Annotated in this window: 13 protein-coding genes and 1 tRNA gene; 1 reads left to right on the top strand and 13 read right to left on the bottom strand. The window is 56.2% G+C overall.

What is annotated here, in order from left to right:
* Nucleotides 1–91 precede the first annotated feature (91 nt).
* From QMG93_RS31500 to QMG93_RS31475, 6 genes are all read right to left on the bottom strand, one after another.
* Nucleotides 92–165 (bottom strand) — tRNA-Met (locus QMG93_RS31500).
* A gap of 94 nt (nt 166–259) precedes the next feature.
* Nucleotides 260–736 (bottom strand): S1 domain-containing RNA-binding protein, encoded by a 477-nt coding sequence (locus QMG93_RS31495; RefSeq protein ID WP_010501452.1) that lies wholly within the window; start codon nt 734–736, stop codon nt 260–262.
* A 116-nt stretch (nt 737–852) separates the two neighbouring features.
* Entirely contained in the window at nt 853–1182 is a 330-nt protein-coding gene (locus tag QMG93_RS31490) for an FtsB family cell division protein (protein ID WP_281943614.1), read from the bottom strand.
* Nucleotides 1183–1207: 25 nt separating this feature from the next.
* The gene (gene yabQ, locus QMG93_RS31485; protein WP_281943612.1) at nt 1208–1789 is read right to left on the bottom strand and encodes a spore cortex biosynthesis protein YabQ; all 582 of its coding nucleotides are present in this window, start codon (nt 1787–1789) and stop codon (nt 1208–1210) included.
* Nucleotides 1786–2070, bottom strand: coding sequence for a sporulation protein YabP (yabP, locus tag QMG93_RS31480; RefSeq protein WP_025846843.1), 285 nt, complete (start codon nt 2068–2070; stop codon nt 1786–1788). Before yabP ends, yabQ begins: the two co-directional genes overlap by 4 nt.
* A gap of 312 nt (nt 2071–2382) precedes the next feature.
* A complete protein-coding gene (locus tag QMG93_RS31475; protein ID WP_281943610.1) occupies nt 2383–2856 on the bottom strand; it encodes a MarR family winged helix-turn-helix transcriptional regulator in 474 nt (157 codons plus the stop codon).
* Nucleotides 2857–2986: 130 nt separating this feature from the next.
* Here QMG93_RS31475 and QMG93_RS31470 point away from each other — a divergent pair, with 130 nt between their 5' ends.
* Nucleotides 2987–3424, top strand: coding sequence for an ester cyclase (locus QMG93_RS31470; RefSeq protein ID WP_309299702.1), 438 nt, complete (start codon nt 2987–2989; stop codon nt 3422–3424).
* Between the two features lie 67 nt (nt 3425–3491).
* Here the strand turns inward: QMG93_RS31470 and QMG93_RS31465 are convergent, their stop codons facing one another.
* The 7 genes from QMG93_RS31465 to mfd form a co-directional block, all read right to left on the bottom strand.
* Complete coding sequence (locus QMG93_RS31465; RefSeq protein ID WP_010501445.1) at nt 3492–3764, bottom strand: RNA-binding S4 domain-containing protein; 273 nt, start codon at nt 3762–3764, stop codon at nt 3492–3494.
* On the bottom strand, nt 3764–4036 hold the full coding sequence (locus QMG93_RS31460; RefSeq protein ID WP_010501443.1) for an HU family DNA-binding protein: 273 nt from the start codon (nt 4034–4036) through the stop codon (nt 3764–3766). The genes QMG93_RS31465 and QMG93_RS31460 overlap by 1 nt, the downstream gene beginning before the upstream one ends.
* A gap of 77 nt (nt 4037–4113) precedes the next feature.
* Nucleotides 4114–5622 carry a nucleoside triphosphate pyrophosphohydrolase gene (mazG, locus tag QMG93_RS31455; RefSeq protein WP_281943607.1) on the bottom strand — a complete coding sequence of 503 codons (1509 nt, stop codon included), beginning with the start codon at nt 5620–5622 and terminating at the stop codon, nt 4114–4116.
* Between the two features lie 41 nt (nt 5623–5663).
* Complete coding sequence (locus tag QMG93_RS31450; RefSeq protein WP_281943605.1) at nt 5664–7352, bottom strand: polysaccharide biosynthesis protein; 1689 nt, start codon at nt 7350–7352, stop codon at nt 5664–5666.
* Nucleotides 7353–7533: 181 nt separating this feature from the next.
* Nucleotides 7534–8076 carry a stage V sporulation protein T gene (gene spoVT, locus QMG93_RS31445; RefSeq protein ID WP_036690452.1) on the bottom strand — a complete coding sequence of 181 codons (543 nt, stop codon included), beginning with the start codon at nt 8074–8076 and terminating at the stop codon, nt 7534–7536.
* 234 nt (nt 8077–8310) lie between these two features.
* Nucleotides 8311–9402, bottom strand: a complete 1092-nt coding sequence (locus tag QMG93_RS31440) for a peptidylprolyl isomerase (RefSeq protein WP_281943602.1) — start codon at nt 9400–9402, stop codon at nt 8311–8313.
* Nucleotides 9389–12913, bottom strand: coding sequence for a transcription-repair coupling factor (gene mfd / locus QMG93_RS31435; protein WP_281943600.1), 3525 nt, complete (start codon nt 12911–12913; stop codon nt 9389–9391). The genes QMG93_RS31440 and mfd overlap by 14 nt, the downstream gene beginning before the upstream one ends.
* Between the last annotated feature and the right edge of the window lie 109 nt (nt 12914–13022).

The raw sequence follows: 13022 nt of genomic DNA, 5'->3' as shown, positions 1-13022 counted from the left end.
CAATCAGGTGAAAAAACGGCAAACAAAAAACCTGATCGTCTGACGATTCTCACCGCCCGACCTCAGGTTTATTCGTTTTGCTCTTAACTTATAGCGGCAGAGGGGATCGAACCCCCGACCTTACGGGTATGAACCGTACGCTCTAGCCAGCTGAGCTATGCCGCCGCAACAAGCATGAGTATATAACAGCCGATAAGGGCTTGTCAAGCACCCGCAAAAAAACCGAATGAGCCTCGGCCCATCCGGTTCCGTCTATTTATTAGTCACGACGCGCGCCGCGTCCGCCTCTTTTGCCCTCGGTATTTTTCTTCAAGGAAGAGATGCGATCCTCGCTGTCTTTCAGAAAACGCGCCATTTTATCTTCGAAGGTAACGTGCTTGTTGGCGGGAGGTCTACCACCACCACGGCCTCCACGGTCCCCTCGGCCGAAGCCGCCGCGGTCGCCACGGTCGCCTTGTCTGTCAAAACGAGCGGGCCTTGTCGGAGCGGCATCCACCGGGCGATCGACCGCTTGCTTGATCGATAATCCGATTTTGCCGTCTTTGTCGACATTAATCACTTTTACGGTTACGATATCGCTAAGCTTCAGATGATCATTGACATCCTTGACATAGTTGTCCGCAATCTCCGAGATGTGCACAAGGCCAGTAACCCCCTCAGATAGCTCAACGAACGCCCCAAAGTGAGTAATGCCTGTCACTTTTCCTTGCAGCTTGCTGCCCACTTCAATTGCCATAAAGTAAACTAATCCTCCCTTAAATAGTTAAGAAACAAAGAGAAATTGAAGCTATGCCGATTATAACTTACGGAGAAAATACGGTCAACACAAGGCTGTGCCCATCTTTTGCCGAGTTACTTCTGGGCCGGTTTCGGGGTATAAAATAACGTCTCCCCTTGCTTGACATAATGCAGCTCTTTGCGAATTTTTTGCTCTACGTACTCGGGGTCGTTCAGACGCGCGATCTCACGCTGCAAGGTTTCATTCTGCTGCTGCGCTTCCGCTTTTTTCTGCTTCACCGCGCTAAGCTTCTGGCTGCGCTCGCTGATTTTATCGACCTGATTCCAAAGTGTGACACCAGCCCAACTCAAAAAACAAGCCAGCATCAGCATGACCAAACGGCGTCGGCGAAAGGAGCCTTTGTTATGCGGTTGCATAGGATTGGTTTTCGAGATTGCCTGCATGTACCTGAAATCCTCCTACGTACGATCAAAAGAGTCGACGGAGCCATGCCGCGATGTTTTGACCGGTTTTCAGAACCCATGCGGGGACGGAAACGCGAAAACGGATCCACCGACCGAAAGGCTTAAGAAGCCATAACAGCAATTTCCACACAGGATAAAGCAATTGTAACACAATTTTGTACAGGAATATAGCCATTGCGGCCAAAAATCCCAAAATGATCACAACGATGCGGTACATCACCAGGGCCGGCTTTATGATTAGCAGCTCAATCGTCCGCTTGCCGAACCGGATCGCAGCCATTACGGCACGGATCATAAAACGTATTACCCGAATCATCGTCCGGCTAAACACCAAAAAGTAAAAGGTTATCCCGATGCCCAGGCCCAAAAATATAAACGGGCGCACTTCGCCCCAATTGCTCTCATACAACAGCATGAACACCAGGAGCGTGCCGATGAGCCAATAGAGAAGGTCCAGAACCGCCCGGAGCCATGCCCGGACTTTCAGCTGGCCGGAAAGCACCCGGTACACGTCGTACAGTCCCCCGAGCGCCAGACCTCCCGCATACATCATCCCCAAGGTGACGAACTGGACGTGCAGCGTCACTTGAACAGCTTACTCAGGAATCCCTTGGTTTTCCCTTGGGAGTTTGCATCAACATAGGCCAGCTCGTTCACGTACCCTTCGATAGCAACGAGACCCTGCTCCAGGCTTAAGTTTTTGATATGTAAATTTTGTCCCTTGATCATCAAATAGCCGCACTCGGTTTCAAGCAAAAATTCTTCGCTGTCGAAGCTCTCCACATTCAACACGCCGGATACCTCGAGCAGCTTGCGGTTGAGCATCTTGATCTCCTGCCGTTTCACCTTCCCCGGCTGTTCTACCATGGCTTGGTTCATCCTCCTTGGACGCTTTGGCGCAGCTTTGGATTAACCCATGCGCTGACGCTTCGAGTTGTGCTCATGGCCTGCGGCCGCTCTTGAAAACGGGTTATCTTGATATTGAATTTCAGAAGGAAATAACCCGTTTTCAAAGGCGGCACGTAAACTCTCCGGCCATGACACAACTCTACGCTGCGCTATATGGAAAGACAAAGTGCGCACAAAGCTTGTTTACTTAAAAATATGGAGGTCGTCCAAGGTTTAGAACCACCAATGGTAGGGAGGGCGAATCGCCCTGGCCGGGCAATCGGGCGTCTGTTACCAAACGGGGCGGAAATGAACCGGGTGCCCCTCTTCGGCAGCGGCTTGAATCAACCGGCGCAAATCCGTACGCAGCTCGTCCATTCGTTCTCGCCCCAACAGGTCCGTCCATCGCCGTTCGATGCCTGCAAAAATCCGCTCGGTCGCCTGAATGCAGCCCCAGCCCCGCTCGGTTAACACGACGATTTTCCCCCGGCCGTCGCGAGGATGGGAATGCCGCTTCACGTACCCATGCTCTTCCAAATAATCGATCATCTGACTCGCGGCTTGTTTCGTAATGCCCATGTGCTCGGCGATCTCGTTCCCCGTGGCGCCATGGGGAGCCAGCCGCTGAAATACGAACCCATGCGCCGGTCTTACGTCTTCGAAACCCGAAGAGGCCAATTGCCGGTGAAGCTCGTCGATCGCCGCACGAAAACCTAAGGACATCAATACGGTCAGCTCATAGCCGCCGGAACTTTTATTGTCCATTATCATCCTCCGTCCTAAAGTGTTTTTAGTAAATTTACTTGACTATTTTTCGAGAGTGCAGTACATTGAAAAATATAGTCAAGTAAATTGACTATATTTACGTGAAAACAAGCCAAAACCAACGGAGGTACTGAACACATTAGAACAAACAAACATCGAGCTTGTAAAGACCTTTATTTCCGCTTTTTGGAACGGAAACGACGCTGGCCTTGCCGAGACGCTGCTGGCAGACGACTATGTTGACCATGCCTATGTCCCGCATACGGCCGAAGGTCTTAAGCAAATGGCCGCGCAGCTTCGCTCCGCCTTCCCCGACCAGCAATCCGCTATTCAAGAGATCGTCGCACAGGGCGACAAGGTTATCGTTCGCCTGAAGCTTCAAGGCACGCATGGAGGGGACTTTCGAGGAAACCCCGCCACCGGCCGTCCCGTGGATGTCGCCATTTACCGCGAGTACCGCTTGGCCGACGGCAAAATCGCCGAGCATTGGGCTTTATTCGACACGGCCGCGCTGTTCATCCAAATCGGTGCACAGCTTACGCCGGATCAGGCTTGCAAAATCCGTTAAGACGTTCCAGACGGTATCAATATTCAAAAAAGAGACCGGGCCAATGCCGGTCTCTTCGGGCGGGCCTTTAAAATAAAGGCTCGGGTTTATTCATTTCTTCTTTGAGCAGCGTGTACATCTTGGCCGCGTCTTCCTTGCGGGTCGACTCGGACAGCAGTTCTACGCGCACGGTCACCAGCTTTTGCCCGAACTGAATGGTCAGCTCGTCGCCCACTTTCACCGCGCTGCTCGGTTTTGCCTCCCGTCCGTTGATCCAGACACGGCCCTGTTCGGACACGTCCTTCGCGACAGTACGCCGCTTGATCAGGCGGGAAAGCTTGAGAAACTTATCAAGCCGCATTACTTCACCGCTTCTTTAAGCTTGTTGCCTGCTTTGAATGCAGGAACCTTGGACTCAGGAATGGTGATTTCTTTGCCCGTTTGCGGGTTGCGACCCGTACGGCCCGAGCGTTTGCGGGTTTCGAACGTACCGAAGCCGATCAATTGTACTTTGTCACCGTTGGACAATGCTTCCGTAACTTCGCCAAGGAAGCTGTTCAATACGGATTCCACGTCTTTTTTAGTCAAGCCGCTTTTTTCTGCGATGTTGTTGATAAGATCGGTTTTGTTCATGAGTTTAATATCCTCCTCTTAAAAGTGACGCTGAACTAAAGTATTCTTTGTTCGTTAGGAAAATCCTGCAAAGCATCTTATTTTTTCAGAACTTTTTTTGCTTCCTGCCACAAAGATTCCATCTCTTGCAAATCAGTTTGGTCAAATGATTTGCCCTTTAAACGCAATTGCGCCTCGATATACCCGAACCGTTCAAAAAATTTGCGGTTAGCGTCTGCCATCGCTTCTTCGGGGTCCACCTTGAGAAACCGCGCCAGATTGACGACGGCAAAGAGCAGGTCGCCCAGTTCTTCCTGCTGCTCCGCTTTGCCGAAGCGTTCGATCGCCTCTTTCACTTCGGCCAGCTCGGACTCGACGACCGGCAGCACCTCTTCCTTGGTGCCCCAATCGAAGCCGACCGAAGCGGCTTTCTTCTGCAGCTTGTATGCCTTCATCAGTCCCGGCAGCTCGCGGGGAACGCCGGAGAGAAGCGGAAGTTCGTCGGGATTGATCCCCTTCTTCCGCTTCTCCTCCTCCTTGATCTGCTGCCAGTTGCCCAGCGCCTCGTCAGCATCTTCCGCCTGCGCTGTCCCGAAGACGTGCGGATGACGACGGACCAGCTTCTCGTTGAGCTCGCGGATGACGTCGAAGACGGTAAACATCCCGTCTTCCGCTTCGATCTGCGAATGCAGCATAATCTGCAGCAGCAGATCGCCGAGCTCCTCGCGCATATGGTCGGGATCGTCTTCGTCGATCGTTTCCAGCACTTCGTACGCTTCTTCGATCAAGTTTTTGCGCAGCGATTGATGCGTCTGCTCCCGATCCCACGGACAGCCCTCGGGGCTGCGGAGAATGGCCACAATCTCATGCAGCCGCGTAAAAGTCCGGCTCCGCACGTCCTCGCGGTCGGTGCGCGGCACCCAGACCAAGGACAGATTGCCGTAACCCTCCACCCGGTCCAGCTCATAGAGCGGTACCTCGCGCACGCGCTCTTCTCCGGCCACGCCAAGCGAATGGCCGACGACGACGGGATAATCGTCCGGATACAGCTCCATCAGCGTCAGCTTCACGTCGGACGCCGTGTAGACGTCATACACCTGCCCGATCAGCGTATGCAGCTGCGGATTGAGCCCGCTCGCCGTCAGCGAAGTGCCGTCGAGCAGTTGAAAGCCTTCGATCGGATCAAACCCTAGCCGCAGGAACGCTTGATCCAGGAAGCTCTCGCCGCCCATCAGGGTAAGCAGCACGCCCTCGGCCGGACAACGCTCACGCAGCAGCTGGACAGTCCGCTCGGCCACCATCGGATGGCCGGGTACGGCGTAGAGCACCTCTCCGCTGTTCGCGGCTTTGGCCCGCTCGATCAGCTGCGAAGCGATCTGCTCGTAGACGGCGTCAAAGCCCTCATGCGCTTCATAGACCGCATCGAACGTCTCGTAGCGAAGGTTGTGATGGTCCAGCATCGCGACCATCGGGTGCTCCCGGGTGCGGAGAAATATCGCCCCGCCTCGCGCGCCGGCGGCTTCAAGCTTGCGCCAGACGCCGAGGGTCAATTGGTTTTCGTCGCCGGTTCCGAGACCGACGACCGTAATTTGCGGTTGGATGGACATAGCCCAGAGCCGCCTCCTTCAGTTTGGGGTGCGGCGCTCCTTCAGCGGAGCAGCCGGAATCGGCGCAGCCAGGCGAGGGGCTTCCCCGCCAGCTGCGGCACAAGCGCCAGATCGGCGGCGGTGACGACGCCCAGGCGCAGCAGGGCCACCGCGTAAGCGAGCGCCCCTACGGCGACGCCGCCGAGCGCGATGACCGCGGCCGTGCCCCGTGGGGGCAGGGCTGCGGGCAGCTGCGCGAGCAGCGGCGGGACGCCGTGCGTCACGGCCAGCAGGCCGAGCGCCATGAAGCCGATGCCGAGCATCGGTTTCATGGCGGCGAGGCCGCCCGCGGCCGGGACCCCGGCGGCGCGCAGCGCGTGCGCGAGCGCGAGGCCGCCGGCAAGCGCGTAGGCGGCGAGCGACGCCCAGGCGGCGCCGTCGATGCCGTAGCGCGGCACGAGCGCCACGCTGGCGGCGACTTTCACCGCGGCGGCGAGCAGCAGGTACAGCACCGGCGCGCGCACGGCGCCGAGGCCCTGCAGCACGCTTCCCGCGACGATGTTCACCGCCGAGAACAAGGCGGTGAACGCCAAGATCGCCATCGCCGCCGTGCCTTCGGCGCTCTTGAAGAACATCACGTTCAGCGGCTCCGCCAGCAGAGCGAGCCCGAACGAAGCGGCAAGCCCGATCAGCCAGGTCAGCCGCAGGGACAAGCCCGCGCGTGCGCGCACCGCCTCCGCATCGCCGCGCCGGAGCGCTTCGGCGATCGCAGGAACGAGCGCCGCGGACATCGAAGAGGCGATCATTGCGACCAGTTGCACAAGCGGCAGCCCGTGGTTGTACAGCCCGAACTGATACAACGCTTCGCTCTCGCCGAAGCCGGCCGAGCGAAGCAGCCGGGGCATCGTAAACGAATCGACGAGCGTGAGGATCGGCATCGCCACGGAGCCAAGGCAGAGCGGCAGCGCATAGGCGGCCAATCGTTTCGCCAGCGCCCAATCGCGCCGCCAGCCGCCGCCGTCCCCCTTACCCAGGACTTGTTCGCGTCTCGGCTCCTTACGCCAATACCACAGCATGACCGCCAGTCCCGCCAGCGCGCCCGTCACCGAGCCGAACGTCGCGCCTGCGGCGATTCGTTCCGGCCCCACGCCAAGCCGCATCAGAGCCAGCAGCAGAACGACCATCGTCGCCACCCGCACCGTCTGCTCCACCACCTGAGACCAAGCGGTCGGCCGCATATCCTGGTAACCTTGATAGTAGCCGCGCAGTGCAGACATAAGAGGCACGACGAGCAGGGCATACGACACGCTTCGTATCGCCGGAGCCGTTTGCGGCGCAGCCATCCACCTCGCAAGCGTCTCCGCCCCGAAATACAGCAGCGAAAAAAATACAATTCCGGTGACCAATAGCGATAAGGAAGCCACCCGGAGCACGCGCCGGGCCTCGTGATACTGCCGTTCGGCAGCATACTCCGACACAAACTTCGATACGACCAGAGGAAATCCGGCCGTAGCCAAAACCAAGATCAATATGTACAACGGATACACGGCATTGTATATGCCGAAGACCGCATCGCCCGCCAGATTTTGCAGCGGAATTTTTTGCAGCGTGCCGATCAGCTTCGAAATGACGGCCGCCAGACCGAGCAACGCCGCCCCTTTCAGCAGCGCAGAGCCTTTTCCGCCGTCCCGGTCTTTGCTGTCCGCAATCTCTGGCCCGCCTGCCTCCATCCGCTCCGATCGCTCTTTCATGACGCTTCCCCTTCGTTCCCGCGACCGGTCCCTCATCCGTCCGGCGAGAGACCCATTCGGACAGATTTTGCAGCCCCATTATACCGCAATTCGCAATCCTTTTCCAAAAACGCAAAAAGCTTCCCGATTCCCTCCAAGGGATTCCTATCAGGAAGCTGCGCATCGCTGTCCATCGGCGGAGCTATTGCTCCATCTGCTTTGCCAGAAAGCCGGCGGCCGTTTCCGCCATCTTCAATTCCATTTGACCCATCTTCACGTTCTCGTCCTTGTTCAGTAAAATCACCGAACCGATCGGATCGCCCCCCGCCACGATCGGTGCAATTACATACGAGCTGTACGTCTCCGTAACGTCCTTACAAATTTCATAAGAGCCTCCACCGGTTTCCAGCGTCGCTTTGCGGTTTTCCATGCTTTGTTCAACCAGCGAACCGATCTGCTTTTCCAAAAAATCTTTTTTCGAGCCGCCGGCCACGGCAATGATCGTATCGCGGTCGGATATCATCGTGATATGGTTCGTGCTCTCATAGAGCGATTCGGCATATTCCTTGGCAAAATCGCCAAGCTCGCCGATCGGAGAATATTTCTTTAAAATAACTTCCCCGTCCCGGTCCACAAAAATTTCAAGCGGATCCCCTTCCCGAATACGCAGGGTGCGGCGTATCTCCTTCGGGATTACGACCCTGCCAAGATCGTCGATACGACGAACGATTCCAGTTGCTTTCATGTTTCTAGATGCCTCGCTTTCCAAGAAGAATGGGATACAGACTGGATATGATCCTGTATGCAAAATGGAGGGAATTCGACTGACCCTAGTATTCTTCAACTCCCGGCGGCCTATGCATGTCCCGCTCCGGCACAGTTGCAGGCGTTTGGTCGAACGCTTAAGCCGTCGCTGTTTACATTATGTCCAAAAAAATGAAAACAAAACAGGGCACCCCATGGGGTACCCTGGTAATTGTTACTTGCCGCCTTCCGTCTTCGGCGCATCCGTTTTTGGAGCGTCCGTTTTCGGTGCGTCGGTTTTCGGTGCTTCCGCCGGCTTTTTCTCCTCCGGCTTCGGCAGGTTGTTCGTCTGAATCAGACCTGGCAGTTCTTTCTCCACAAAATCGTACACCTTCGTCTCAGCCGCCGCGGAGCGCAGCTCCGGCTTGACTTCATCGAGCGTTTTCGTTTTGCGGGATTCCACTTTCATGACATGGTAGCCGAACGACGTTTCCACCGGATCGCTGATCTTCCCGATCGGTAGCTCCGCCGCCGCTTTCTTAAACTCAGGCACCCACTGGGAGATGTCCGCGTTTTCGTACTTGCCGCCATTCTCTTTCGAGCCGGGATCGTCCGAATATTCTTTCGCCAGCGCGTCAAAGTCGCCGCCCTTGTTCAGCTTGTCCTGAGCTTCCTTCGCACGCTTAAGCGCATCTTCCTTGGAGCGAGTTTCCTTGCCTGTCGCAGGATCGTTGATCCCGACCAGAATATGTCTGACCGTTGCCGTCACATAGGCGGTTTTGTCCTGCTCTAATTTGGTATTATAAGCCGTTTGAATCTCTTGGTCGGACACTTTGCTTTCCTCGGAGACAATCGCCGTGATGCTGCGCTTCACGAACTCCTCCACGTCTTTCTGCTCCAGCTTCGCATCCTTGAGCTGTTTCTCCATGCCGCCTTCCTGAGCGCCCAGGAAGCCCTTGATTTGCTCAAATTGAGCAGTAAACTGCTTATCGGCTTCCGCCTTCGCTTTGTCGTCCGCACGGGAGGACAAAATTTTAAAGGTGACGAGCTGCTTCATCATATCTTGTTGAAAGGCAGGGTCGTCCTTGAATTGCGCATATTGCTTATAAAAGAACGCGTTCACGTTCAAAAAGGTATCGAATTCGCCGCGCGTGACTTGTCCGTCCTTGTACGTCACAAGCACCTCGCTCGGTTTGCCTTTATCGGCAGCAGCCGTAGCCGCTTCGTCCTTCTTCTTGCCGCAACCTGCAGCGACACCCGCGACCAATACGAGCGCACAAAGAGCCATAAGCCCTTTCCGCAACGGTTTCCGTTTATTTTGCCACATTTTGCAGCTCTCCCTTCGATTTCAACACACGCTTGTATTGTACCAGAAACCTTTCCAGCAAAGCGATGGTTTCTTCTGGCTTCAACCCTTTTCCCTTGAGTTCGATGTGGATTTGCGGTCCGCTGATCAGCTTGATCCGATTCTCGAATTCGCCCGACAGCTGGAACAGCTTCTGTCCGTCCAGATTGCCGTTCTGATCGGGGTGAATTTTCAGCTCGTAATCGAGCCCCTTCTGCGAGATGATCTCGATACCATACAAGGCACCATACACCTTCAGCCGTGCGGCGGTCAACAGATTTTGCACCGCCTCCGGCAGATCGCCGAAACGGTCGACCAATTCGTCCTCAAGCTCCATCGCTTCATCCAAGGTTTGAATGGCCGCGACTTTTTTGTAAATCTCGATTTTTTGCACGCTGTCGTAGATGTAGTCGCCGGGGATGTAAGCGTCCAGCTGGATATCGAGCTGCGTCGACCATACTTTCGTCTCCTGCACGGCTTCGCCGCCCAATTCCTTCTTGCGCTTCTGAATTTCCTCGGCCAGCATTTGCGAATACAGATCGAAACCTACCGACGCGATAAATCCGTGCTGCTCCGCGCCGAGCAAATTGCCCGCACCGCGGATGGACAAGTCTCTCATCGCAATTTTAAACCCGGATCCAAGTTCTGTAAACTCTTTTATCGCCTGCAGCCGCTTCTCCGCCACCTCCGTCAGCACTTTGTCGCGCTGGTACGTAAAGTAGGCGTAAGCAATTCGGTTGGATCGACCGACCCGGCCGCGAAGCTGATACAGCTGGGACAAGCCCATCTTGTCGGCGTCATGGACGATAAGCGTATTGACGTTCGGGATATCGACCCCGGTCTCGATGATGCTGGTGCTGACCAGCACGTCGTATTCGCCGTCGAGGAAGTCGAGAATGGTCTTCTCCAGCTCCTGCTCGGACATTTGGCCGTGCGCGACCGTCACTCGGGCATCAGGCACGAGCATCGAGATTTGATCGGCCATCTGGGTAATTCCCTGCACGCGGTTAAACAGGTAATAGACCTGGCCTTCACGCGCCAGTTCCCGTTCGATCGCTTCCCTAACCAGCGAGGCGCTGTATTCGACGACATACGTCTGCACCGGAAAACGGTTTTCCGGCGGCGTCTCGATGACCGACAAGTCCCGCACGCCGAGCATGGACATATGCAGGGTACGCGGAATCGGCGTCGCGGTCAGCGTCAGCACGTCTACGTTCGTCTTCAGCCGCTTCAGCTTTTCCTTGTGCGATACGCCGAAGCGCTGCTCTTCGTCGACGATCAGCAGCCCCAGATCCTTGAACTGCACATCCTTCGACAGCAGCCGGTGCGTCCCGATCACCACGTCCACGGTGCCGTTCTTAATGCCTTTCATCGTTTCGGTCTGCTCCTTCTTGGAGCGGAACCGGCTGAGCACTTGGATGTTGAACGGATAGCCCGAGAACCGCTCCCGGAACGTCTCGTAATGCTGCTGCGCCAAGATGGTCGTCGGCACGAGCACCGCTACCTGCTTGCCGTCAATCGCCGCCTTGAACGCCGCGCGGATCGCCACCTCGGTTTTCCCGTAACCGACGTCGCCGCACAGCAAGCGGTCCATCGGTCTCGGCTTCTCCATGTCTTTCTTGATTTCTTCAATGGCCCGCAGTTGATCCGACGTTTCCTCGTACGGGAACATACCCTCGAATTCCTGCTGGTAGTTCGAATCTTGATTGAAGGCATAGCCCAGCGTCGCTTGACGCTCCGCATACAGCTTGATCAGATCGTCGGCAATATCCTGGACGGACGCGCGGGCCTTGCTTTTCACCCGGTTCCAGTCGGTGCCTCCGAGCTTATAGACCTTCGGTTCCTTACCTTCCTCCGAGCCGACGTATTTCTGCACATGATCGATCTGGTCGATCGGCACCGACAGCTTGTCGCCGCCGGCGTACAGGATGTGTAGATAATCTTTATGAATGCCGCCGACCTCAAGCGTGCCGATGCCGACAAATTTACCGATCCCGTGGTTGACGTGGACGACGTAATCGCCGATTTTGAGCTCTTGATAATTTTTAATCCGCTCGGCGTTTTCGATCTTTTTGTCCACCTTGCGCGCTTTGCGCTGCTTCTGCGTGAACATCTCGCCTTCGGTGATGACGACCAGATGAATGCCCGGCAGCTCGAAACCGGTCTGCAGACTGCCGTCTACGATTTGCGGCTCTTCGATGTGGTAGTCGGCCAGCACGCGCTTGATGCGGTCGACCCGCTCCGCGCCGCTCGCGACCATCATCACCTTCGCGCCGGACTTTTTCCAGCGCTCCATTTCGCTCTTCAACAGGTTCATCTGACCGTGGAAATTTTGCATCAGGCGGCACATGAAGTTGACGATGTTCTGCGGCGACGTCTGCGGCACCTGACGCAGGAACAACGACATGTACAAGGTCGGATACGGTCTGCGGTGCAGCAGCGTCTCGTACGGCTTCGACAGCACGAGCTGCGGCAGGCATTTGCCGTCCTGAAGCGACATGGTCATCCATTCGGCCTCGTCCTTCTCCAGCTGCTTGGCCGTCTCCAGCAGCCGGGCCGGTTCGTCCACGATAAGAATGGAATCCTTGGGCAAGTAATCTAGCAGCGTCTGGCGCTGCGGGAACAACAAGGAGACGTATTTGAACATCCCTTGAAAATGTTGCCCCTCGCGAAGCAGCTCAATCTCGTGGCCGATGCCTTCGAGCAGCCGGTCCTTCGCCCCGCGGTCAGACATTTTGCCGATCTGTTCCTGGAGCAGTTCATACGCATGCTGTGCCGCCAGTTGTAACCGTTTACGGTCGACTACGATTTCACGACAGGCCGTAATGACAAGCTCGGAGCATTTCTGGATCGATCGCTGATCGGCCGGGTCGAACGTCCGGATCGAGTCCACCTCAATATCGAACAGCTCAATCCGGTACGGGTTCGGCGAAGTGAGCGGATAAAAATCGATAATGCCCCCGCGAACGCTCAGCTCCCCTTTGTTCTCAACACGCTCTACCCGTTCATAGCCGAGTTCGACCATGCGGCCGATAAACGACTCCAGTTCGATCGTATCGCCGACGGCGACGCGAAGCCGGGCTTCCGCAATCGACGTCTGGTCCGGCAGCAGCCGCCGCATCCCGGCATACGGCACGATGACGATCCCGCGAAAGTTATCCGCCAGCTTGGACAGCGCGTCGATCCGCTGCGCCAGCATTTCCGGGCTTGCGATCGCCGCTTCGGCCGCCAGAAGCTCCTGGGCCGGAAACAGCAGCACCTGGCCTTCCGGCAGCAGTTCCGCCAAATCTTCGAACATCTTTTGCGCAGAAAACATATTGTGGGTCACGACAAATAGAGGCTGCTGCAGCTCCTCGTAAAGCGAAGCCAGCATCACCTGCCGCGAAGAACCGGTCAACCCGGCTATTAACTGTTCTCTCATCCCCGAACGTAGGCCGGACACGACGCTTTGAAAATCGTTGTCCGCGGAGAACGCCTGAATTAAAGCCTGCAAAACAGGACACCCCTCTCAACCGCGTAACACTAAAAAAGCCTAAAAGTCCCGTGAATAAGCAGCAGTGCGGGCGTCATCGCTTATGAAGCAGCGACTCGGAAAGACGATC

This window comes from Paenibacillus tyrphae, from assembly GCF_027925525.1.
GTDB lineage: Bacteria > Bacillota > Bacilli > Paenibacillales > NBRC-103111 > Paenibacillus_G > Paenibacillus_G tyrfis_B.
Note: the sequence above shows the minus strand (reverse complement) of the source record. Positions and strands in the feature narration are given on the sequence as shown.